This is a genomic window from Aureibaculum luteum (genome assembly GCF_003449015.1).
GTDB classification, from domain to species: Bacteria; Bacteroidota; Bacteroidia; order Flavobacteriales; family Flavobacteriaceae; genus Aureibaculum; species Aureibaculum luteum.
The window spans coordinates 281,839-308,768 of the sequence record NZ_QRGD01000007.1 but is presented as its reverse complement, the minus strand read 5'-3'; the positions used below and the strand labels follow the sequence as shown (position 1 = coordinate 308,768).

Below are 26,930 nucleotides of genomic sequence, written 5' to 3'. Positions count from 1 at the left end.
AAAACAGTTGATATGAATACATTATTAACTTCTTTAACTATTGAATTGAAAACTATCGAATTAAACGAAACCATTTTATCATAAAAGAATCAATTAACCTCCATTGCTTGGCGTAGAATCTGTATCTGATTGCGAACTACTAACCACTTCCACTTTATTTACAAACTCGCCACACACATTAACTGTAACTGTGTAAACTAATGTTAAACTACCACCACTTGACAAAACATAAGATCCTAAATCCCAAGTTAAAGCACCAGTACCTGAATTGAAAGTTACCGTACCTTGACTAGTTGAAAAATTAGGATGTGTATAATTAAAATCACTTGGTATTATATCTCTAATAATAATAGCATTTGCAGCAGACGGCCCGTCGTTTCTTAACGTTATGCTGAAGGAAATATCATCACCAACTGCGGGAATTGAATTGTCAACTGTCTTTTTTAAACTTAAGTCAGCATCACAATCTTCAATAGTTAAAGCAACTACCGTTCTTGAAGCACTTTCACAATTGGTAGTACTGTCCGTACTACCTGCGTAATATATTATTGTTCCAACTGTATTTAATGTCGGACTAGCTACAACATTACCACCATTTGCTGCGTCATACCAAACAAGATTTGATCCCGTTGGAGTGGTTGCTGTTGCCGTAAGTGTTTGTATTGGAAAAGTAGCACATTCAGTTTGATTTCCTCCACTTACAGGAGCAGCAGGGAGTGGGTTTTCAGTAAGTGTTATTAGTGTCCTTGAAGTACTTGTACATCCATTAACAATTAATCTAGCTTCTGCATAAAATGTCCCTGACCCAGAAGGAATATAGGATGTATTACCAGATAACAATGGTATTCCAACAGTAGATCCAGCATACCAATCTACAGTTTCTCCAAGACCAACATTTGCTGTTAAAGTCGGAATAGATTCTCCAGCACAATAATTGTCATCTCCTCCACTTGATGGAGCTGCAACCACTGGACAACTACAATTTGGTGCAGTAACAACCAAAGAATTTGTGCACGTATCTGTAACTGTTAGCGTTACATTTGTACCAGTATTTATACCAGAAATAGTCCAATTATTTCCTGAGGTGCTTGTGACCGTACCTTCCGTACTTGTAACTAATCCACCACTCACAGTAACCTCAACACTATATGTTAATAAATCTAAGGAACAAATAGGCCCATTTGATATTGCTATTGTTGGTGCAACATAATTAACCGTTACAGTTGATGTATCCTCTGTTGAACATGGTGACGTTGCTGCTACCGTATACGCATATGTTGTTACGTTTGGTGACAACGCTGGACTCCATGTTCCACCTGCATCTTCGCCAGTAATAGCTGCTTGTAATTGTGCTATAGTTGCAGTACCATCTACACATAGATCTAGAGTACCATGGTTTCCTGCATTCGGTTGTGCTTGATATGTTACCAATACTATTGATGCATCATCTGTTGTACATGGTGATGTTGCCGCAACCGTATACGTATATGTTGTTACGTTTGGTGCCAACGCTGGACTCCATATTCCGCCTGCGTCTTCGCTTGTAATCGCTGCTTGTAATTGTGCTAAAGTAGCAATATCATCCTCACACAAATGTAAAGCACCATTATTCCCCGCATTCGGCTGTACTTGTACTGTTAAAACTGCAGTTTCTGATATTACAGAACCACAACTAAAAGCACTATCTGAAATAGTTACACGGTATTGATAATTGTGAAAAGATTGTACTGGAGTAATAACATTTAAAACCGCCGCCGTTGCTCCATTATACACTGAACTATTACTAATATCGGCAAAAGTAAAACCTCCGTCAGTGCTCACTTGCCACTGATATATTAAATTTGAGCCTGTAACCACAACTTCAAATCTAGCATTGTCACCATAACAAATAGAATCATCCGTAGGTTGATCAGTAATTACTGGAATTGCTCCTGCTTCTTGAAAATCATAAGTGTTGTTTGTATTCAAGTCATCTGGAGTAGTATAACCATCTGATCCACTAGTTACAACCCCATTCAAATTCACTGTCAGTCCAGAACCAAAAGTTCCAGAACCTAAAAGACCATTAGAATCACCATCCGTAAATCCAGCTTCATCAACATCATTACAGCTATCGTTGTCAGCATCTAATTCATAAGCATCATATACTGAGTCACTATCTGAATCGCTAATTGAATAGGTTATTGAAGCTCCTGAAGTATCATTATTTTCAATTAACGTAAATAATCCGTTGTCTCCAAAAGAAGATGCTGGTCCATCAATTACACCATCGTTATTACTATCATTTACTCCTGAGACGTTTAAAGCACCACTTTCTTCCAAGTCATATATACCATCATTGTCCGAATCTAAATCTAAGGAATCAGGTATACCATCAAAATCAGAATCGACATCAACACAGTTAGATAAAAAACTTGCATCATTTACCACAAAAAATGCTGGGTCAGCATCAGAAGATATCTCCAATCGCAAAGCGACTGCATTTGCTATTTCTGCAGGTGTTAAATTAAACTCAGAAAGCTCAATTGCTGCAAAACGTATGCCTTTAGATTGATTGCTACCACTTACTGAATCATTCGTATTGTATTGATCTACCAAATGATTACCCATTGAACTCACCGTATTCCAATTTACAGTAACTCCATTACCAATAAAATTACCTGAATTATCAATAAGATGCAATGTATTGAAGGTCGATCCTCCCGGCTGAGCTACTTGGGTTACAAGAATATCTTGAATTCCATCACCATAAGCACTCGACAATATCCCTTGGATATTAAAATACCAAACATCTCCAATATTGGCAATTGAATATGCCAAATTTAAACCTCTAACTCCTTGATTTAAATAGGGGTTAAAAGGTGCACCTCCAGATGTTAAAAGTGGGCCAACAGCAGCCGCGGTATTTCCATCTAAGGCAGATCCTTCTAAGCGAATACCCGTATTAATATCTCTAACTGGTGTAAGTGCCGTCCACGATGTTTCTACTAGAGTTACATCTCCTATTCCATTACCATCAGTATCTAAGGCATCGAACAATCCGTCATTGTCACTATCAATTAACCTACTATTTACTACCCCAGTAGCGTATGTTTGACTCCCTATTTCAAAAGCTAATAAATTTGAAGTATTATCAGGTTTCAATGGATTAATAGCACCAACTGCTGAAGTCCAATAACTATTAAAATCTGTGTACAATCTTGAACCTAAACTAAGAGCAGCATTTGAACTAGGAGGAACTCCAGGAGATATACTAACTTCACATTGACTCTCTTCTAAATCAGGTATACCATCATTGTCATCATCTAAATCAATTCTATTAAAAATACCATCGCCGTCAGTATCTATATCTACTAAAACAGTTATTGTAGCTACTGTTGAGGTAATAGAACCACAAGCATAGGTTACATTATTAATTATAACTCGGTATTTATTATTATCAATAGAAGTGGTAACTCCTGTAATTACAAGATTTGCTGTATGGGCACCAGAATAAATACCCGTATCACTTAAGTTATTAAAAGTAACCCCATCGTCTGTACTCTCTTGCCATTGATACGTTAGATTAGAACCAGAAGTGACAACACTAAAACTAGCAGATTCAGTTTCATAAACACTTATATCTAACGGTTGACTAGTTATGGTTGGTAAAGAACCTGCTTCAGTATAATCATAAATGGTATTACTATTTGCATCTGCAGGTGTTGTATACCCGTCTGAACCACTAGTTACTACCCCATTTGAATTCACCGCTAACCCTGAACCAAAAGTCCCTGAACCTAAAAGTCCATTAGCATCTCCATCTGTAAAACCTGCTTCATTTACATCATTACAACCATCATCATCTGCGTCTAATTCTTGGGCGTCAATGGTAATATCACCGTCAGAATCAGCCACTGTATAATTTATAGTTTCTCTATCTGGATCATCTTGTACAGCATTTGGAACACCATCTACTCCAACAGCACCATTTACCTCCCCATTTGTATGTGGTTGATTGTGACCCGCCTCAACAGCATCATAAATACCATCATTATCACTATCTAAATCAAAAGCATCGATGACTCCATCATTATCAGAATCTTGACAACCTCCTGTATTTACAACACTCACATAATCGATATCTGCTCCTGCTGATGAAGAACCTGCCGGTGGTGTCGCTCTAAATTGTATCCTTGTTTCTGTAGTAGTTGCCGTGAATGTTTGACTATAATAATACCAAATTCTTGGTCCAATTACTCCAGCTATTGGACCTTGAGCTGTGGCTGTAATGGTCTCATTAATTAATGGATTATTAGCTGCGTCTAACACATCTACATCTAAAGTTATAATGGCACCATTGCCATGACCTACATCTTCTCCCCAATGAAATGAAAATGTATATGAATTACCGGGTATTGTATTAATAACTTGTGATAAGATACCGTTAACACCACCTGTTACGTTGTTACTACCTACAACGTCTATGTATTGATTTCCACTATATGCAGTTGCAAAACTACTTGATGACCATGATGGACTTTGACCACCAATCCAACCATCTATATTCTGAGTATAGTTCCATCCATATAAAGTATTCGAATTATATGTTGCACCTATAAATGTGCCTGAAGTATCGGTAAATCCGTCTGGAAATACAATAGGATCTGAAAAATCTTGAGCTTCAAAACTACCGTTAATCACCAAGTTTCCGCAGCCTTCATCAGTATCTAAAATACCATCGTTATCATCATCAAAATCTTCAGCATCTACAATTCCATCATTGTCATTATCGGGCCTATTATCTAGTGTATCTCTAAAATCTACATCTCCACCAGAATTGGCGTCATTATCTGAATCAAGCAATGCTAATGGACCTGTTATTGGATCATCAATGGTTCCACCTGGATCTGTATAACCACTTGTATTTGCATCAGTGCCATCATCTAATCCATCATTATCTGTATCAACACCACTAAGGGCAATTCCAGCCTCGGCCGTATCGTTTAAACTGTCATTATCTGCATTTGTATCTAAATAATCAGGAGTATCTGCTCCGTCCGTATTTTCTGGTGATAAACCACCTATATAGGCAGAATTTAGACCATTATTTGTAATATAATCTGATGCTGTATCTGTATTTGGGGCAGTGTAATTGGTTGTTAATTGTGCCTCGATATTGTCTGGAATTCCATCACCATCACTATCAAGGTCCATGTGATTTGGAATACCGTCGTTATCAATATCCAAGTTGGCACAGATAGAATCCGCATTAAGCGTGCAGAAATTGGCGTCTAAATAATTAGGAACACCATCTGAATCTGAATCTGCATTTGGGTCACTACCATTAGACTCGGTAGTATCTAAAATTCCGTCATTGTCATCATCCAAATCATATTGATCTGCTACCCCATCATCGTCTATATCACGTAAAATTGAAAAGTCAACTGATGGAACCTCGGTAGTGTTATTACTATCTGTCTGATCTTGACTATTTGATGCAGTATTCGTGCGATCCAAACGCTGTTCGAGACCCAATATTTCATTAGCCACTGCCTCTATGGTTATCGTTTCTATTTGACCACTAGTTAGCGTTCCAACAGTCCAGTTCGGTGCTGACCAAGAGCCAGTACTTACATTAATAGTAGAGATACTCAATCCAGCAGGTAATACATCATTCACATTTACATTTGTAACGTCATAAAGCCCTCTACTTTCAACCGTGATTACAAATGTGATCATATCTCCCACAAGTACCTCCGTTTTATCAGCGGTTTTATTTAGAACGATATCAGGAGTACAGTAATATGCTGAAATTGGTTGCGAATCATAGGTACACCCTCCTTTGGTTACACGTACAAAATAATCTCCAGAATCTGTTGGATCATAGGTTGGGTTTGTTGCACCAGGCACCAATACTCCATCATCAAACCACTGGTAAGTTTCGAAATCTTTATCTACAACTTCTACCGTTGCTCCAGGAAGACACCCTCCTCCTACAACTTCCAAATCAATAACAGGAACGGTATCAAATCCTGAAAAATAACCCGCAATTCCACGTGCACCATTAAAGCCTAAAAACCCAACCGCGACTGGACCTGTAGAAACTACAGAAACATTGCCCGTGAGGCCTGATAGATAAAACGTTTTCCAATCTGGTGAGCCAGCCACAGTTTGTTCTGCAGGTAATGTAACCACACCTGTCCCATCCGTAACAGTAATATCGGCGTTAGCTGTAGTGGTTGATGCTATAATGAATAAACCTCCTGCAGCTGTAATACCTGAAATATCTTCAATATCATGAATGAAATCCATGGTATCAGGCATTAAACAATTTACAGGAGCTACAAAATTCAAACTTACCGTATGAATTCCGGTGTCACCAGAAATTACTTGATATGCATATACATCTTTAGTAGAAGACACAAACATATTATGTCCTACAGTAGTGCCTGAATAAAAGCTAGAAGGTATTTCTACATAATCTCCGACCCCAATGTTAGCATACGCCGTAGCACTGCCATTAACATAAATGTTAGTATTTGCTTGCGTTCCTATAATAACAACAAACTCATTTGTTACACCTCCATTACCACGAACAAAAACATATTCCTTTCCCAACTTATCTTCTGGTACGGGTTGATCTGCACCAGCATCTCTACTTCCACTACTAGGATTTACACCAAAATTCAGCATTCCATTACTTATAGCAATATCTTTATCTGAAACTATTGAAGCACCAATCCAGCCATCAATATTGGCTGTAGTTGCATCTTTTGAAGCTTCTAATACATACGACTCCCCTGCTTCTAAAATAAAAGTTAACGAATTTGCTGTTATGCCATCAATTGTGCCTCCCAATCGAAATTCACAATTTGGATTATATCCACTTATAGTTACTTCCGTATTATCTTCAGTAGCCATAATACCCAAAGTGGCACTCATTGAAGGATGATTCGCCTCTATGGGTGCACCTCCCCATTTAAAAATCTGCCCCAACGCAGCCCTTCCTTTAGAAGTAATTGAGGCGGCTTGCGAACCTGATCTCCCTCTATAATTAACATAAAATTTTTGCCCGCCAGGAGCCTCAAACTTTAAACCACTAGAGGTTAATACAGACCCTGTATTACCATTATTCACCAAAGTTATGTTGTTATCTCCATTGCCCAGACCATAAGCAATTGGAGAAGATTTGGACAGTGATAAAGAAGCTATTGCTGTAGGATTGGTTCCTTGGAATACATTTACTGTAAAGGTTGTAACTTCGGGAGTTGACAAATAAATGGTTTGTTGCTGTATGGCTACGTTATTGCTATCCTGTTTTAAAGGAGGTAAATAATGTAAATCACTTAATTGAGTATACCCAATTTGGGTAAAAACGAATGCGATTACTAAAACAAATAGCTTCTGAAATTTTGGGTCCACTTTTTTCAAGAATTCTTATTTTTAAACAGTAATATTCAATTATAACCACCTCATTCTGAAAATTCCCAGCATGATTTGTTATTTTTTTTATAAAACTTCATAAGTTCAAGGTTATAGAACACAACCTTTAAATACCCAAATAAATAGGGCACACTGAAAAATGGTAAAGCTACCAACTCAACATCAAAATTAACGCATACAGACAACCACCATTGGTATAATCAAACCAAACGTGAGATACATCTTTACAATCAGTAAAATTTACTTTAAAGGAACGGCCTCTTTAGAAAGTATACAGTTTCAGCCGATTGGAACTAGAATATGAATAACACCTATATGTATAGCCAGTGCTTTAATTCTATTTTAGATTGGTTAAAACAGACATAATTATATAAAATAAGCCACAGTACGGTTACAGGTTATTTCACAATTCAAATCAAAAAATAATTATTGATTTATATTACAAAATTGATTAACATCAGTAACTCCTTTTTATTTTTCCACTTATTACTAGAACGAATATATACACCTTATTTTAAATTGTTAACAATATGTTGATAACCCTAAATAATTGTTAATAACTCTAAAAAACCCATGCAACAGATAAAGATAAACACCTGTTTTATAGCATTTAAAAAATAAACAGACTGAACCTAAATCTACAGGAATGAAATGAGACACTTTTAGATTAATACTACTTATAAAAAACGGTATTATCGTCCGTTATTTGGTGTAGAATCAGGATCCGTAGCTGCATTATTTATAATTTCAGCTTGATTCTTAAATTCACCACATACATTAACCGTAATAGTATAGGTTAAAGAAATTGAACTGCCTGAAGCTAAAACGTAAGCTCCAACATTCCAATTCATAGTTCTAGTACTTGTGTTATAAGCAACTGTCCCTTGAGTTACTGTATAATTGGCAGGAATATGAGTGTATGTAAAATCTGCTGGAATAATATCTTGTACTTCTATAGCTGTTGCTGATGAAGGGCCATCATTTGCAATTACAATTGTAAATGTAATACTATCTCCTACATCTGGGTTGCTAGCATCAACCGTTTTTCTTAAACTTAAATCTGCTTCGCCAATTACATCTCTAAAATCAACATCTCCCCCTGTGGTTGCATCACCATTAGTATCAGGTAAAATTACGGGGTTTGTTAATGGATTGTCAATTGTTCCGCCTGGGTCTGCATATCCGTTGGTTGCATCTGTAGCATCATCTAAACCATCACCATCTGAATCACTATTTGCTAATGTAATACCCGCTTCAGAAGTGTCATTTGCACCTTCATTATCAGAATCTAAATCTAGAAAATCAGGATTATCAGTACCGTCCGTATTGGTAGGTGTTAAACCACCTAAGTAGGCGGAATTCAAACCATTATTTGCAATGTAAGTAGCAGGACTATCAGCATTCGGAGCAATATATCCAATAGTGGTTTGTGCTTCTACATTATCTGGAATACCATCATTGTCACTATCTAAATCTAACGCATCAACAACACCGTCTCCATCGGAATCTATACAAGTACCTGCAATAAAATCAGAATTCACAACCTCATAAGGTTGAGAACCTTGTCTAATTTCTGCCGTAAAAGTATAAGCACCTCCCTGATCCCAATACACAAAATCAATAGGATAAAATCCGCTTGCAGCAATAGTGAAATTACTATGAGTTCTTGTAGTTGGACCTTGATTTGCGTCATAAATAGCAACAATATTTCCATCAATTATTACTCGATACCCGTCATCTGAACGAACTCGCATATTATAAGTGCCCGCCGCTAAATAAATAGAACCATTCATCAATATGACACCTCGACTGGTATTACCTGGATCATTACTTAATGAAGCAGCATCACCTGCCAAGAAATTTTGCAAGTTAGTACCATTACCTATTCCTCCACTAAATTGAGGATAATCTATATTCGTTGCTATAAAAGTAGCATCTGGCGTTCCAGAAGTAGCTGCTAATGCAGACGCCACATTGTTTACTGTTCCATTTGTTCCATAAAATTCTCCATTTAACCCACCACAACCTTCTACAATATCCAAAATCCCATCATTATCATCATCTAAGTCTACTTCATCAACTATTCCATCATTATCTGTATCCGGTCTATCATCTACAGCATCACGATAATTTACGTCACCACCTGTTAAAGCATCTGAATCAACATCAGGCAATACTTGGACGCCACTTAAAGGATTGTCAATAACCCCTCCAGGATCTGAATAACCCGTTGAAGCATCAGTGGCATCATCTAACCCATCACTATCTGAATCGCTATTTACAAGAGTTATTCCTGCTTCAACAGTATCATCCGCCCCTTCATTATCTGAATCTGTATCTATATAATCAGGATTGTCAGTGCCATCCGTATTTTCTGGTGTTAAACCACCTAAATAAGCAGAGTTAACTCCATTATTCGTGATATAATCTGATGCTGTATCTGTATTTGGAGAATTATAGTTAGCTGTTAACTGTGCCTCTACATTATCTGGGATACCATCACCATCACTATCTAAATCTAATCGGTTTGGGATTAAATCTCCATCTGGATCTGTATCACCTTCAATTGTATCTAGAATTCCATCATTATCATCATCTAAATCTACAGAATCAACAACGCCATCTACATCACTATCTGGATCATTATTGTTATTTCCAGGACTAGCTATTCTAGCTGAAGCATCGCTATCAAATGTTGGTAAATAACCCGTACATCTACCTGAAGCTTGGGCACTTGTTGTAGGCTCCCAACAACCAGACACATTACCATCTATACCATTTGAACTTAAACTAATTGACTGTCCGTTACCGGCATTATCCAATGTGTTTTGAACACTATCATCCCAAAAAACAGCTAATGGTGGTTGGTTTATTCCATTATTTACTCCATAAGCTACATAATCAACCAAAGTAGTATTGGTATCATAAAGCCAAATATCGTCACCATTATTATTAAGTTTTGTACTATTTCCCAACCAAGCCTGAAAGGAAGCATTAGGTGCGTTTTTGGACGCATTCTGTTGACCTATCCAAACTACGGCATAGTCGCCTGGCTGCAAAATAGTAGAACCTAAGCACACTTGCGAACCTGAACAACTAAAAGTAAATGGATTGGCACTATTGGTAATACTTCCACTAAAATCAGTTTCATTATAGATTAATAAATTACCATCAATCAATTGCCACCCCGCTAAATCTACAGCTGTAGACCCCGCATTATAGAGCTCTATAAATTCATCATTATCGGTAGCACCCCCTGCAGTTTCATCAAACAATACCTCATTTATTACAATATTGCCTTGTTTATTTGCAGCATCTAAACACAAAGTAAATGTACCTGCCGAACCGGAATTTGTAACATCAACCGAAATATAATAGGTACTGCCAGCGATTAAGCCAGGCACTCTCAAAGTTACATCAGCTGTTCCACTTGAATATCTTGTACTACTGACTTCCGTAGTGCCATCAGACTCCCAGATAGCAAGTTGTGTATTGCGTTGATTGCCTTTGACCCCTCCTATATCTACCGTTATATTCAATTGATCATTTGAAGGAGCTATAAGTTTAAACCATCGGTTTTGTCTTGGCCCACTATTATTCCAATGAGTTCCTGCATTTTTATCTGGTGTAGCACCACGAGTATCATAAATAGCATCTGCCGAACAACTGTTTATAAGGGTTGTTACATCTATTGCACCTTCGTAAAAATCATAATCAACAGCATCTTGTATACACAATGTAAAAGTTCCATCAGTATTTGTATTATAACTATCTACCGAAATATAGTATGTTTCGCCTACCGTTAGACCGACATAGCCCACATCAATATCACTATCTGACGCTGTAGAAAAATATCGCTCACTATTGAGCTCAGTTATACCATCATCTTCCCAAAGTGCTAATTGTGAATAACGCTGACTACCTTTAACTCCACCAATATCAACAGTAATATTTATCTGATCTGTAGTGGCTACAAAGCTAAACCAACGATTAAAATTTGGGCCACTATTATTCCAATTACTTCCAGCATTTTTATCTGGTGTAGCACCGCGAGTATCATAAATAGCATCTGTTGAACAAGTGTTTATAAGGGTTGTTACATCTATTGCACCTTCGTAAAAATCATAGTCAACAGCATCTTGTAAACATAGTGTAAAAGTTCCATCAGTATTTGTATTATAACTATCTACCGAAATATAGTAGGTCTCACCTATGGTTAATCCGACGTAGCCCACATCAATATCATTATCTGAGGCCGTAGAGAAATAACGTTCACTATTGAGCTCAGTTATACCATCATCTTCCCAAAGTGCTAATTGTGAATAACGCTGACTACCTTTAACTCCACCAATATCAACAGTAATATTTATCTGATCTGTAGTGGCTACAAAGCTAAACCAAACATTAAATAATGGACCACCATTGTTCCAATTTGAACCAGCATTCCCATCAGCAGTTGCATTTATTGTTGTATATGTTGCATCTGCAGAACAACTATTTATTATTGAAGAAACATCAATAGCATTGGCATAGTCATCATTTGCTGGTTGAGCATTAGCCATAATTGTCAGCAAAAAAAACAGACTAGTTAAAATTACATTTTTTATAGCTACTTCACTTTCCATTAAAAGGTTATACATACGAGCGTTTCCGTTCTGTGTTGCATTTTTAAATTCCAAATTGCATTGATTTTAAAACAACATCAAAACAGCACTTGCAAATTTTAGAAATTTACAAATACACTTACTGATTATCAGTTTGTTAAAATTTTGTCAGTAACAACTGTTGGCTGTTAATAACGTTTTCCACTTTATTACAAGGGTTTTAACGCCATCACCAATATGTTATTGTGTTTTAACAATGAAATTTTGATTTCTAGAACCTCTTTTATTTTAAGAAAGTATACTCTTTTGAATAGCTAATTCTATCCAGAAATTTTTCACAAACGTAACGAGTATTTCAAAAGCATTAGATACGTTAAAAAATAAGATTACTAAAAAAATTAATGTAATGGATTTAATATTGGAAAGAATTACATAAATAATGATGACTAATTAGTCATCTCTATAGATTTTAGGTAAGAAAGTGATTCAAGTCATTTTTAATAGTTAAAATTTTAACCCAAAAACACTTCAAAAAATAATTAATTACTAAGAGTGATTCTTAATTACCATTATTGGGTGTGGAATCAGGGTCAACTTGCGAACTCTGGATAATTTCCACCTTATTAACAAACTCTCCACAGACATCAACAGTAACGGTATAGGTTAATGTTAAACTACTTCCGCTAGTCAAAACATAAGCTCCTAAATCCCATGTCAACGCACCGGTTCCTGAATCAAAAGCTACCGTACCTTGGCTCGTTACAAAATTAGGATGTGTATACGTAAAATCACTTGGAATTATGTCTCTTATAATGATAGAATTGGCGTCAGATGGACCATCGTTTTCTAATGTAATTCTAAAGTTAATAGCATCACCTACATCAGGAGTTGAATTATTAACGCCCTTTTTTAAACTTAAGTCCGCTTCACAATCTTGTAGCGTTAAAGAAACCGCTGTTCTTACCGTACTCTCACAGGTTGTTGTATTGTCCGTACTTCCTGCATAATAAGTTATAGTTCCAACAGTATTTAATGTTGGACTTGCTACAACCTTACCACCGGTTGCTTCATCATACCACACTAAACTCGACCCACCAGGAGCTGTTGCTGTTGCCGTAAGTGTTTGTGTTGGGATAGTTGCACACTCTAACTGATCGCCTCCAGTTGCTGGTGCATCAGGATTAATTGGATCTGAGAGTGTTACACTTAACGGAGTTCCTGAGCATCCAAATAATGTTGCAACTATATTTGTGTAAGTGTCGGCACTTAGACCTGTAATTAGAATTTCTCCGCTAGCATCAGCAGTTAAAACAGCTGGTGTTTGTGGCCCTCCACCATCTGAATAGCTTACTCTATAATTGGTTCCAGCTACTAAGCCGGTTAAGGTGATGGATCCATCAGTACCACCACATGTAGTTGGACCAGTCCCTGAGGCTGTATATGAAACATCTGGAACGGTTAAGGTAACGGGTGTAGAAGTTGTAAGACTACAAATAAAAGCACTACTACCAACTACAACTTGATATTGATATCCATTCATACTCTCTAAAGCACCAGTAATATTCAATGTAGCATTATTAGTACCTGTATATACCCCAACATCACTTAAATCAGTAAATATTGAACCTCCATTTGTGCTTATCTGCCATTGATATGTTAAATTTGTACCTGAGGCCACAACACTAAAAGCACCGTTAGTACCTTCACAGATGGGTTGGCTTGTTGTTTGGGCCGAAATAGATGGCAAGGTACCTGCTTCTTGAAAATCAAAAACACTATTAGAATTACCGTCGGCGGGAATGGTATATCCATCCACTACATTTGTTCCTGAAACTAATCCATTAACATCAACTATAGTTGCTAAATCTGCTAAAATCCCATCTCCGCTATCATCAGTAAAGCCTGCTTCAATTACATCATTACAACCGTCATCATCAGAATCTATCTCTTTGAAATCATAGATACCGTCTCCATCGGAATCACTAATTGTATATGTTAATAAACCACTATCAATAGTGATTTCAATAGTATCAAAAACACCGTTTACACCAACATTCGTTGCGTCAGCTCCATCAATTCTACCATTATTATCCGTATCTTCAACACCAACAACATCGATACCCCCAGCTTCTATAATATCAAAAACACCATCATTATCTGAATCTAAATCTAAACTGTTAATTACACCATCACCATCCGTATCTAAAATAGCTACTACCCCATTGGCATTTAAGGCAGACCCATTGGCTAAAGCATAATCTGCATCCAGATAATTTAAAATACCATCACCATCATCATCCTTATTAGGATCAGAGGTTAAACAAGAGAAAATGTTTAAAGTTGGAATAGTTTCTGCAAAAACATGTGTACTTGACGCCCCAAAATTAGGCCTATTAGCAGATGTAAATATAGTAGTACCATTAACATCTATACTATAGCCTGAAGTGCCATTAGAATCTGAACTTCCTGGATTATTAAGACCATTTCCCGTTCCTGAATCAAAAATAGTAAAGGTATAATTACCTGAAGTTAAAACACTGCTGTTTGAAACGATAGTTTCATCCGAATCAACGTAAGATCCTCCACTTGCAATAATATTGGCCGATGCATCAGTTAGAACCCAGGTGGTTTCATTTTCCTCATTATCTAAATCAATAGTAACTTTAATAGTGGACGACGGTGGTGGACCTGTAATGGGATCAGCACTACATAATTCCTGAGTATCAGTAATACCATCATTATCATCATCAAGATCTTCTAAATCTAAAATACCATCAGCATCATGATCAACATCTGTAAATGGAACTGAAGTTGTAGAAGACTGATCGTCTTCACCAATAGTATTATTATTTGGAAAAGAATCAGGATCAAAATTATTACTAGCGGTAATTTCAGCCGTATTTTCATACAAACCAGTTCCATTGACGGTCGCCGTAATTTGCAATGTGGCAGAAGTAGCAGTATTTAGATTTGCAATTGCCCAAACTCCGGTACTAGAATTATATGATCCTGCACCATTATCGCTAACATAAGTGTAACCCGATGGTAATTGGTCTATTACTTCAACCCCAGTCGCATTGCCAGGCCCATTATTGGCTACTGTAATTGAAAAAATAACAGTATTGCCAACTACTGGCGTAGTATTGTCTATTGACTTTAACAAACTTAAGTCTGCTGTGTCATCCGTATCATCTCTAAAATCAACATCACCCCCTGTATTCGCATCTGCATCTGCATCTGGTAGTGTAACCCCACCTGTTAATGGATTATCAATTGTACCACCTGGGTCAGTATAACCTGAGATAGCGTCAGTTGCATCATCAAGCCCATCACCATCCGCATCTGTTCCTGTCAAGATTATGCCAGATTCCAAACTATCATCAAGTAAATCATTATCACTATCGGTATCTAAATAATCAGGATTATCAGTACTATCTGTGTTAACGGGAATCAATCCTTCACCTGAACCTGGAGTATTTTCATACCTGTCGTCCAGTCCATTTCCATCACTATCTAACGCATCAGGTGGTGCATAACCAAGTGTTGTTTGTGCTTCTACATTATCAGGAATACCGTCACCATCTGAATCCAAATCCAAATGGTTTGGAAGACCATCGCTGTCGGAATCAAGATTCTCACAAATCAAAAATGCATTTAAAGTGCAAAAATCAGCATCAAGATAATTTGAGACACCATCACTATCTGCATCCGCAAGAGGGTCCAATCCATTTGATTCGACAGTATCCAAAATACCATCATTATCATCATCTAAATCTGCAACATCAGAAACGCCATCACTATCGTTATCATTGAATGTAATATCTCGATAATCAACATCCCCTCCTATTAAAACATCTAAATCTGCATCAGGAAAGTTATCGCTTTGGGTATCATCCAATGTTCCATTAGGGTCAATAAATGTATCTCCTGCTATACCATCATCGTAGGTATCATCAAGTCCATTGGCTCCTAAAGTTCCATTAGTTTTACCATCAGTATCAGTATCTGCAGTGCCATTTCCAGCTTCAACAATATCAAAAAGTGTATCTCCATCGGCATCTAAATCTAAATAATCAGGATTGCCTGTTCCATCAGTATTTACAGGAACTATTGTAGTACCACCGTTGTTTGTATCATAATTATTATCTAGCCCATCGCCATCAGTATCTATTCCAGCTAAAGCTATATAACCAACAGTTGATTGTCCCTCAACATTGTCAGGAACCGTATCATTATCTGAGTCTAAATCAATATAGTTATTCAGTCCGTCACTATCTGTATCAGGAATAGCAAGTGGGGTACCTCCAAGTAGGGTATCAAGGTTACCATCTCTATTATCATAAAGATCAATTGCATCAATTATTCCATCTGCATCACTGTCATTACCAGTACCTGTACCATATCTTCCATCTCCATTATCATCTACTCCTGCGGCTTCTAAAACATCGGTAATACCATCGTTATCTGAGTCTATATCATGATAGTCTTGAATTCCGTCACCATCTGTATCTACAGGCGTTAAACCAACACCTAATAACACCAAAGGAAGTCCATTCAGATCTACTTCAGTAACATCTAATACACCAGTACCCGGCATACCACTACTGTCTGTATCGGCTGTACCACCAGCCTCCGTATAATCTGAAATTCCATCATTATCACTATCTAAATCATCTTTATTTGACACTCCATCTCCATCAAAATCACCCGTTCCTTCAACAGTATCAAGAATTCCGTCGTTATCATCATCAATATCTGTAGTATCGGCTAAACCGTCACCATCATTATCTGAATTATCTAAATCTCTCCAGTCACGATCTCCCGTACCATTCGTATCTGGCTGACTAAAAGGTGTTTGACCTCCATTTGTAGCATTATTGGCCGCGGTACGTGTAGGTTGTAAATCAAAAATATCAGCAAGACCATCATTATCTGCATCATTAAAAGCAGCTAAATCTAATATACCATCATTATCAAAATCATCTTCACCGGGCCCTGTATAAAAATTTTCCAGAATATCATAAGGATCAGCTCCTAAACCGTTAGGGTCATCAGCATCGGTATCTGCATAATCAGGAGCACTACCACCATCGGTATTGGTATAGCCGATCCCAACACCACCATTGTCCACATCATATGCGTCATCTATACCATCGCCATCGGTATCAGTTCCAAGTGGAGCTTGATAACCAATGGTAGGTTGCCCTTCTGTATTATCAATAATACCATCATTATCAATATCGATATCCAGGGTATTGTTTACACCATCACCATCTCTATCTTGGTAAAAACCAAACCCGCCAATTACATTTCCTGCTTCATCTGGATCGTTGGTATCAGCAAGTCCATCACCATCAGTATCTACAGGAATTCCTGTTCCTACAACACCATTGTTATCCCCATCAGTTACCTGAAAATTACCCTCAAAAGTATCAGGTAATCCATCACCATCTGAATCTAAATCGAGGTAATTTGGAATTGAATCTGAATCTGAATTTAAAAACGTCGGTAAAGCTGTTTGAACATCTATTGTATCATGCCAACCATTACTATCAACATCTACAAATCCATCTATTTGACCATCATTATCTACATCGTTATAAGTAGCATTATTTGAAAATGCTTCGGTAGTATCTGTAATACCATCATTATCGGAATCTACATCTAAGAAATTATACAAGGTGAAACTCGAGTTATTATCATAGGCTGCATCAGTGTTGATGGGCATAACTGCTAAAATACCGCTATCTGGAGATGTTTCAACTTCATCCGCTAAACCATTTGTACCATATGATACTGTATCAACCAAACCATCATTATTTGCATCTGTAAATCCTGCTTCAACTACATCTGGTATTGCATCATTATCGGCATCTAAGTCAAAATGATTTGGAATACCATCTCCATCAAAATCATAGATTTGTTCAATACCGGGAGTATCATCTCCAATAGACGCATTAGTATCGTCTTCATCTAAATAAGCCAAAATACCGTCACCGTCAATATCGGCTGAAGGATCGTTTCCTCCTGCTTCAATGGCATCAGGAATTCCATCATTATCATCATCTAAATCAATAATGTCTGCCACACCATCATTATCTGTATCAACTTCTACTGCCACCACTACTAAGCCCACATCACAAAGTGCAGGTGTGTTGGTATCGCATATTTGGTATTCGAAGGTATCCGTGCCGAAAAACCCTGCATTTGGTATATACGTTATTTCACCCGTTGATGTATTAATAGAAACTGTACCGTTAGATGGAGCCAACAAACTTGTGTTATTAATTGAAGAAATATCAATATCGTTTTCAAGATCCGAATCATTTACCAAGACATCTATTACAACACCTGCAACATTATCCTTTACAACTAATGATGAGTCATCTACCGCACAAGGTATGGCGTTAATAAAAATAATATCTGACGTACAAGCCAGTATAGGATCTATCACAAGCTGATAAGCACCAGGTGTAGTAATTATTATATTATCCAACCCTACACCACTTGCAATCATAACGGGAGTGGTATCGGCATCTTCATACCAAGTGTATTCTGCGGTGGCTGAAACAAACTCGGCCTGCAATACCAACGTTTCTCCTGTTAGACAGCTATTAAAATCACCCGGGTCTGTTACCGCTGGGTTACTTAATGTAAGTGTGGCAGCGTCTGAAGTTTCTGGTGAACACCCATTAACCCCATTAGCAACAATTACACGATACTGATTGTTATTTAACACAGATGAAGCACCAGTAATATTTAAAATTGCTGCATCAGTATCTGAATAAACCACTCCATCACTTAAGTCCGTAAATGTTGAGCCTCCATTGGTACTAATTTGCCATTGATAGGTCAAATTCAATCCGGATGCTATGACACTAAAGTTACCATTTTCGGTTTCACAAATTGTTTGATTTGAAGGTTGTGTATCAATTGAAATACTTGTTAAAGTAATCATTGTTGTTGCAGAAATATTTAAAACAGGGTCACCTACAGTGCCCCCATACTCTACGACATACCCTTGTGCTTGATATGCACCAGAAGTAGATGTTGTATTCGGCAAATCATTCCAAGAACCTGGTGAAGATGTTACTGAAACATCCGTTATATGTGCATAATTTTCTTGACCAGGAACCGCTGCACCACCCGGATAATCATTCGGTTCATTTGCATTCCAAAATGCAAAATTAGTCGGCGGTACTGTTATTCCACCAATATTTCCACTCCAAAAAGGCGTTCCCGTTCCTCCATTGGCTAGACCTTCTGGACCCGTGACCCATCTCCAATCTCCTTCAGTGGCGGCATCAGTTGCTCCTATCCATCCTACACCAGTTGCTTGAGACCCAGAAAAATCGGCCTCAACTTGTGATGTTAATGTAGCTAGATAACCTTGTAATCCAAAATACGTCCGAGCATTTGCGGCTGCATTCGCAGCAGTCCAAGATATATTCGGTTGGGTTACAAATTCATAATAGTGATCCGTTGGAGGTAAATAATTCGCGGTACCAGAAGTAATTGAAAATTGTCGAGTTCCTGTAGCACTAGCATTATTACTAGAATATTCTACCGCTAAAATTGCCACTTCAAACTCGGCAAATGTTGTAGGCCCTTGTAGGGTAAGTTCTCCTTCTGTGACGTCAAAACTCGCGGTAATATTAGGATGGGTTCCTGTAAGCGTTAATAAATCTTCTCCAGTTACATAACCCGAGGAAATTTGAATATAAACAGCATCTGTTGTAGTATCATCAGGATCTGTAAGAGAAATACTTGTAGCAATATTTTGTGAATTACCAGGACCCGGACATAAAAATTCATTTCCGACTGCAGTTATTACGGGAGGAGCATCTACAGATGGTACAATTGATTCCGTTAAATTATCTGTTGTAACATTGCTATCCGTTTGATCGGCATTAACGGCCGTTATTGTATTTGTTATTGTCGATCCAGCAGTACCAAAATTTACTCCAGCTACAATATTCAACGTAGATGTAGCACCAGTATTTAAAGTACCAATGGTCCAAACACCTGTGCCAGAAACATATGCACCATCATCACTCACATAAGTGACCCCACCAGGCAATAGATCTGTTAGCGTTAAGTTGGTTGCTTGTACAGGACCATTATTCGTAATCTCTAATATATAAGTAACATTATCTCCCTCATTTGGTGTTGTATCACTTACGGTTTTAATTACCGCTAAATCTATCGAAGTTATTGGGGCTGAACCAGAATATTCTACTCCAAAATCTGCGTTACCACCGTTATTAGTTCTACAATCCCATCTGTTTAAAACTATTCTAACCTGACCAGTAAAAGTTGACGTAAATGTAACTGTTGAAAGAAGATTACCACCTCCAATATCATCATTATATCCTACAAATGCTCCCCCAGATTCATTGTATAGTGATAACTGAGTGTCAAAAGTTCCATTTGGAGCAGTACTTACCCTATAATTACCTCCATTGACAACATTCATTAAAAAATAATCATTAGCTCCTAGATTAGCAGTAGTTTGTGTTGCTGCAGATGGCGTTACGGTAATGCCTGAATTCGTTCCTCCAAATCCACATTGTGCATAACTATTGGTGGCAAATAACAATATAATTACCAGAAGTAAATTTAAGCAATGTTTAAAAGTATTCAAATAGTTTTCTTGAGCAGAAACAATACCTTTAGAACATTTTACAAAAAAAGTAATTAGCGACAGACTTACCCTATTAATCAAATTTATATTATTTAAAAATTACGTACACAATATTCGTACAGACATACTTAGATGTTAAGACGTAGTTTTAACAATAAGACATACTTAAAATATTTAAATGTTCTATAACGCTCCTAACCGCATAGAACTCCCTTATTACCGTGTAGGTAAAATGTATACTATATTTCTGAAATATAAAAAAATATACTACTTTCTCTATTCTTTTAACTTTTGATTCTTAATTTAAGAAATCAATTGAATTTCAGCTTCTTAGCAAAGATATGTAATTTCATATCTCATTTATAGCTTTATGTTAACAACTACAAATGATTGTTAATAATTTAAGTTTCCTAAAAACCTACTAACTATTAAAATTACAGCAATAATCTTTTAACTTTTTAATTTTCTACTTCTTCCATTTTAGCCTATATTTGCACTTATTTAGAACGAATCTATATTAACTATGATACAGGTATCTGAAATAGCAAAAAAGAAAGTTATTGAAATGATGAAAGATGACGGTTTTGATGCCGCTACTGACTTTGTGCGTGTTGGCGTTAAAAGTGGTGGTTGCTCTGGCTTGTCTTATGAATTAAAATTTGATAAGGAACAATTTGAAAACGATAAGATTTTCGAAGTAAATTCGGTAAAAATAATTGTAGACAAAAAGAGCTTTTTGTACCTTGTGGGTACAACATTAGATTATTCCGGAGGACTAAACGGTACTGGATTTGTATTTAAAAACCCCAATGCGAACAGAACATGCGGTTGCGGGGAGAGCTTTTCACTTTAAAAAACTAGAATGAGTAAATATACAGAAGACGATTTAAAAAAAGAGCTAGAGACAAAAGAGTATGAATACGGTTTTTATACAGATATTCAATCTGATAAATTTCCTGTAGGATTAAGTGAAGATGTTGTTAGAGCTATTTCTAAAAAGAAAAATGAGCCTACCTGGATGACGGATTGGCGTATTGAAGCTTTTAGAATTTGGGAAGCTATGACAGAACCCGATTGGGCTAACGTCAACTATAAAAAACCAGATTTTCAAGCAATCAGTTATTATTCGGCTCCAAAAGCCGCAGACCCTAATAAATCATTAGATGATGTAGATCCTGATTTGTTAGAAATGTATCGAAAACTTGGTATTTCTGTTGATGAGCAAAAGAAACTACAAAATGTTGCAGTTGATATTGTTGTAGATTCTGTTTCTGTTGCCACTACTTTTAAAAAGACATTGTCAGAGAAAGGCATTATTTTTATGCCAATATCTGAGGCCATTCAAGAACATCCTGAATTGGTTAAAAAATATTTAGGCTCTGTTGTGCCACAAACTGATAATTTTTATGCCGCATTAAATAGTGCTGTATTTAGTGATGGTTCTTTTTGTTACATTCCAAAAGGCGTAAAATGCCCTATGGAATTATCAACTTACTTCAGAATTAACGAAGGAGGAACAGGTCAATTTGAACGTACATTAGTAGTTGCAGACAAAGGTAGTTATGTAAGTTACCTAGAAGGCTGTACTGCCCCAGCAAGAGATGAAAATCAATTGCATGCTGCTGTAGTAGAACTCATAGCACTTGATGATGCTGAAATAAAATACTCAACAGTTCAAAACTGGTTTCCTGGTGGTAAAGATGGTAAAGGTGGGGTTTACAACTTTGTGACGAAACGTGGATTGTGCGAAAAAAATGCGAAAATATCATGGACACAGGTAGAAACGGGTTCTGCAATTACTTGGAAATATCCGAGTTGTATTTTAAAAGGGGATAATTCTGTTGGTGAGTTTTACTCTATTGCTGTTACTAATAATTATCAGCAAGCAGATACGGGCACAAAAATGATTCATTTAGGTAAAAACACCAAAAGTACGATTATCTCTAAAGGTATTTCTGCAGGTAAATCTCAAAATTCTTATCGAGGATTAGTTCAAGTAAATTCTAGAGCAGATAATGCTCGTAATTTCTCGCAATGCGATTCCTTATTAATGGGAAATGACTGTGGAGCTCATACTTTTCCATATATAGAAGTGAAAAATAAAACGGCTAAAATAGAACATGAGGCAACCACCTCTAAAATTGGTGAAGATCAATTGTTTTATTGTAATCAAAGAGGTATTGGCACAGATAAAGCCATTGCGTTGATTGTAAATGGTTTTAGCAAGGAAGTTTTGAATAAATTACCAATGGAATTTGCTGTTGAGGCTCAAAAATTATTAGAAATAAGCTTAGAAGGAAGCGTAGGTTAACAAGTTATGGTAGAAGCAACCAATTACATCTATCTGGCACTATTAATATGCCTTCAATACCTTGGCCTTCAGTATGAGTCTTATCAAGTTTCTATTGATTTTACGAAAGAGGAAGGCCTTGAGCAAAGAGCACCAGCTGCATTTGGCTTTAAAAAGATTGAAGACAAAACAAATCAGTGGATGGTAATTTCACCAGATCAAAAACATAAAATCCCACTAACAATTATTAAAGATAGTGTGACTGATTTTGAAGGTGGAAAAGCGAAAACGGCCAACTTTTCTGAGATTAATTTTAACAAATTAGATAAACAGAAAGACACTATATTTAATAAGCAAAACGTGGCAGTTGCCACAATAATAAAAAATAATAAAAGCATCGAATTTAAAATCTTAGACAATAGTTTCTATGAGCAAATTACGATAACCATTATAGAATAAGACAATAAAGAATAGCTACATGTTAGAAATTAAAAATTTACACGCCAACATAAACGATAAAGAAATACTTAAAGGAATTAACTTAAGCGTTAAGGCTGGTGAAGTTCATGCCATTATGGGCCCAAATGGTTCAGGTAAAAGTACATTATCAACTGTAATTGCTGGTAAAGAAGATTACGAAGTAACGGAAGGAAGTATCTTTCTAAACGGTGAAGATTTAGACGATATGGCACCAGAAGATAGAGCACATAGAGGTATCTTTTTATCTTTTCAATACCCTATTGAAATTCCAGGAGTATCGGTTACCAACTTTATTAAAACAGCCATTAATGAAACCCGTAAGGCTAATGGTCTTAATGAACTTCCTGCAAAGGATATGCTTCAAAAAATTAGAAAAACCGCCGAATTATTGGAAATTGATAGAAAGTTTTTATCTCGCTCCTTAAATGAAGGGTTTTCTGGTGGAGAAAAAAAGAGAAATGAAATCTTTCAAATGGCCATGTTAGAACCAAAATTAGCCATTTTAGATGAAACTGATTCTGGTTTAGATATTGACGCCCTTAAGGTTGTTGCCAATGGTGTTAATAAATTAAAAAGTAAAGACAACGCCGTTATTTTAATTACGCATTACCAACGTTTATTAGAATATATTGTTCCTGATTTTGTACATGTTTTACACGATGGTAAAATAGTAAAATCTGGAGGAAAAGAATTAGCTCTTGAGTTAGAAGAAAAAGGATACGACTGGTTGAAATAAAATGATCTTATGGATTTAAAAGAAAAATTAATTACTTCATTCTTAGTTTATGAAGATAAAATAAGTGCTGATGCAGATGGAAAATTACAAGATATCCGTGCAGAGGCATTTAGCCGTTTTGAAAAGCAAGGATTTCCTACAAAAAAAGACGAGGAATGGAAATATACCTCTTTAAAGTCAGTTTTAAAACACGATTATAAGATTTTTCCAAAAATAGAATCTGCAATAGAATTTAAGAATGTAAAGAATTACTTTTTACATGAAATTGATTCTTATAAAATTGTTTTTGTAGACGGTGTTTATAGCTCATTTTTATCAGAGACTACTCATGATGGATTTGATATTTGTTTGCTTTCTGCTGCTCTTTCAAAACCAAAATATAAAATGGTTATTGACCATTATTTTAATACTATTGCAAGAAAAGAAGACAGCATTACCTCTTTAAACACAGCCTTTTCTAAAGAAGGAGCTTATATCAATGTACCGAAGAACACTGTTGTACCAAAACCGGTTCAAATTATTCATTTTTCTACAGGAATTGAAACTGATGTTTTACTACAACCCCGTAATTTAATAGTTGTTGGTGAAAATTCGCATGTACAAATTGTAGAGCGTCATCAAAGTTTGAATGAGAACGTTGTATTGACTAACTCTGTTACCGAAATATTTGCAGGAAAAAGAGCTATCGTTGATTATTATAAAATACAAAATGATAGAAAAACAGCCTCTTTAATTGACAGTACTTATGTAAAGCAATTGCAACAAAGTGTTGCTTCTGTGAATACATTTTCTTTTGGCGGTAGCCTCACTCGTAATAATCTAGAGTTCTATCAAGAAGGAGAACATATCACTTCTAACCTCAACGGAATTACCATTATTGAAGACAAACAATTAGTGGACAATCATACACTTGTAAATCACAAATTTCCAAATTGCGAAAGTCACGAATTGTATAAAGGTATTTACTTTGATAGCTCTACTGGCGTTTTTAATGGTAAAGTTATCGTTGATAAAGAAGCACAAAAAACCAATGCATTTCAGCAAAATGATAATATTCTTATTGACGACAAAGCATCAATAAATGCTAAACCGCAGTTAGAAATTTTTGCTGATGATGTAAAATGTTCACACGGATGTACCATCGGACAATTGGATGAAGATTCTTTATTTTACTTGCGTTCTCGTGGTATTCCTAAAAAAGAAGCGAATGCTTTATTACTATACGCTTTCGCGAATGATGCCTTACAAAAAATTAAAATACCCGAATTAAAAACTAGAATTACCAAGATTATAGCTCAAAAACTTGACGTTAGTTTAGGTTTTGATGTTTAAAAAATCGGAATAAAAAAACTAAAAAACAGTCAACATTACTTGTTGACTGTTTTTTTTATTTAGCCTACTTTTTTTCTACTGAATACTTTTAATGATATCTCTTAAAAAAGCATTAAAATCAACAATATCTTCTCCATTTGTCAATCCCATTCGAACAATTACTAAGTCCTTAGAAGGAATTATAAAAACACGTTGTTTTTGAAAACCATTAGCAGAATACACCTCTTTTGAAACATCAGGATATTTACCTCCAGCATTTAACCAAAAATGACCACCATATTCACCATCTGATCCATTGGTAGGTGTTTTTACGTAATCTACCCATGAAAGATCAAATACTTGTTCACCATTCCAATTGCCTTTATGCAAGTAAAGCAGTCCGAATTTAGCCCAATCGCGTGTATTTGCCCATCCGTAAGAAGAACCAACGTAATTTCCGTCCATATCAGCCTCTACAAGCATGGAGTGCATACCTATTTTATCAATTAGGGCAGCATACCAAAAATCTAAATACTCTTGATGTGAATTAAATTGTTTTCTTAAAATTCCAGAAAGTAGATTGGTAGTTCCAGAAGAATAATTCCAAGTTTCATTAGGCTTTCCAATTAACTGTTTATCCTCTTGAATTTTAGGCATATTGTCAGTTAAAAATAGCATTTTTGTAACGTCAGAGATTTCTTTATAATTTTCTTCCCATTCCAATCCACTATTCATGTGTAATAGATCATTGATTGTTATTTCCGCTCTTTCGTCATCTTTCCAACTTTCTACAGGTGCTTTATCTTCAACGTTTAGCTTTCCTTGTTTTTGTAAAATGCCAAATAAGGTAGCCGTTATACTTTTGGTCATAGACCAGCCCGACAACTTAGAATTTTTATCAAACCCATTTGCATATTTTTCTGCAATTATCTGATCTTTGTACACTACTAAAACACTCCTCGTTTGTTTTAAATCATTATTGCTGAACATACTATCAACAGCCGTTTGTAGCATATTATAATCAACATTCTCCATTATTGAATCTTTCTGCTCTTGATCTCCATAAGGAAAAGCTAATCCTGAATCTAATCTATTTCTCCTTGGTTTTAAGTAGGCTTCATTTTCATCTGCTCCTTTTGGAACCAACACAGCTCCTAACCCATCTCTATAAATTGCTTTTCGGGTTAGTAATCCGTAAACGGAAGCCGTAGCTGATTTCTCTTTTTCATTAATCTCATCAGCGGCACCATTTATTGGTGTAAAACTATTATCAATACTATCTGTAAATTCAAAACTTCTATCAGCCAAAAACACGGATGACGCCATGTTTTTTGCAGAATATCCAGCAATCATATTTAATCTTGGATAATTTGTATACACAACGTAAACAAGGGCTAAAACAGCTAATAATAGGATGTACTTTATTAATTTCTTCATTAA

Annotated in this window: 9 protein-coding genes; 5 read left to right on the top strand and 4 right to left on the bottom strand. The window is 36.2% G+C overall.

Annotation, left to right across the window (positions count from 1 at the left end; genetic code table 11):
- Window positions 1–93: 93 nt before the first annotated feature.
- The 3 genes from D3P13_RS16510 to D3P13_RS16500 all read right to left on the bottom strand — a co-directional run bounded on the left by D3P13_RS16510 (window position 94) and on the right by D3P13_RS16500 (window position 20,754).
- On the bottom strand, window positions 94–7,404 hold the full coding sequence (locus D3P13_RS16510; RefSeq protein WP_232829222.1) for an Ig-like domain-containing protein: 7,311 nt from the start codon (window positions 7,402–7,404) through the stop codon (window positions 94–96).
- Between the two features lie 713 nt (window positions 7,405–8,117).
- Complete coding sequence (locus D3P13_RS16505) at window positions 8,118–12,104, bottom strand: lamin tail domain-containing protein (protein WP_117883974.1); 3,987 nt, start codon at window positions 12,102–12,104, stop codon at window positions 8,118–8,120.
- A 484-nt stretch (window positions 12,105–12,588) separates the two neighbouring features.
- Window positions 12,589–20,754, bottom strand: coding sequence for an Ig-like domain-containing protein (locus tag D3P13_RS16500; protein WP_117883973.1), 8,166 nt, complete (start codon window positions 20,752–20,754; stop codon window positions 12,589–12,591).
- Between the two features lie 442 nt (window positions 20,755–21,196).
- Here D3P13_RS16500 and D3P13_RS16495 point away from each other — a divergent pair, with 442 nt between their 5' ends.
- From D3P13_RS16495 to sufD, 5 genes are read left to right on the top strand one after another with little or no spacing between them, the layout of a single operon-like run.
- A complete protein-coding gene (locus tag D3P13_RS16495) occupies window positions 21,197–21,526 on the top strand; it encodes a HesB/IscA family protein (protein WP_117883972.1) in 330 nt (109 codons plus the stop codon).
- Window positions 21,527–21,535: 9 nt separating this feature from the next.
- Window positions 21,536–22,984 carry a Fe-S cluster assembly protein SufB gene (gene sufB, locus D3P13_RS16490; RefSeq protein ID WP_117883971.1) on the top strand — a complete coding sequence of 483 codons (1,449 nt, stop codon included), beginning with the start codon at window positions 21,536–21,538 and terminating at the stop codon, window positions 22,982–22,984.
- Window positions 22,985–22,990: 6 nt separating this feature from the next.
- Window positions 22,991–23,422: a hypothetical protein gene (locus tag D3P13_RS16485; protein ID WP_117883970.1), complete on the top strand. Its 432-nt coding sequence runs from the start codon at window positions 22,991–22,993 to the stop codon at window positions 23,420–23,422.
- A gap of 19 nt (window positions 23,423–23,441) precedes the next feature.
- Complete coding sequence (gene sufC, locus D3P13_RS16480; protein WP_117883969.1) at window positions 23,442–24,179, top strand: Fe-S cluster assembly ATPase SufC; 738 nt, start codon at window positions 23,442–23,444, stop codon at window positions 24,177–24,179.
- Window positions 24,180–24,188: 9 nt separating this feature from the next.
- Window positions 24,189–25,511: a Fe-S cluster assembly protein SufD gene (sufD, locus tag D3P13_RS16475; protein WP_117883968.1), complete on the top strand. Its 1,323-nt coding sequence runs from the start codon at window positions 24,189–24,191 to the stop codon at window positions 25,509–25,511.
- 75 nt (window positions 25,512–25,586) lie between these two features.
- On the opposite strand, the gene D3P13_RS16470 is transcribed toward sufD, so the two are convergent.
- Window positions 25,587–26,927, bottom strand: coding sequence for a serine hydrolase domain-containing protein (locus D3P13_RS16470; protein WP_117883967.1), 1,341 nt, complete (start codon window positions 26,925–26,927; stop codon window positions 25,587–25,589).
- Window positions 26,928–26,930: the final 3 nt, after the last annotated feature.

Bases quoted from the DNA above. Each gene is read 5' to 3' on its own strand.
- D3P13_RS16495 (WP_117883972.1), top strand. From the start codon at position 21,197: ATGATACAGGTATCTGAAATAGCAAAAAAGAAAGTTATTGAAATGATG.
- sufB (WP_117883971.1), top strand. From the start codon at position 21,536: ATGAGTAAATATACAGAAGACGATTTAAAAAAAGAGCTAGAGACAAAA.
- D3P13_RS16485 (WP_117883970.1), top strand. From the start codon at position 22,991: ATGGTAGAAGCAACCAATTACATCTATCTGGCACTATTAATATGCCTT.
- sufC (WP_117883969.1), top strand. From the start codon at position 23,442: ATGTTAGAAATTAAAAATTTACACGCCAACATAAACGATAAAGAAATA.
- sufD (WP_117883968.1), top strand. From the start codon at position 24,189: ATGGATTTAAAAGAAAAATTAATTACTTCATTCTTAGTTTATGAAGAT.
- D3P13_RS16470 (WP_117883967.1), bottom strand. From the start codon at position 26,927: ATGAAGAAATTAATAAAGTACATCCTATTATTAGCTGTTTTAGCCCTT.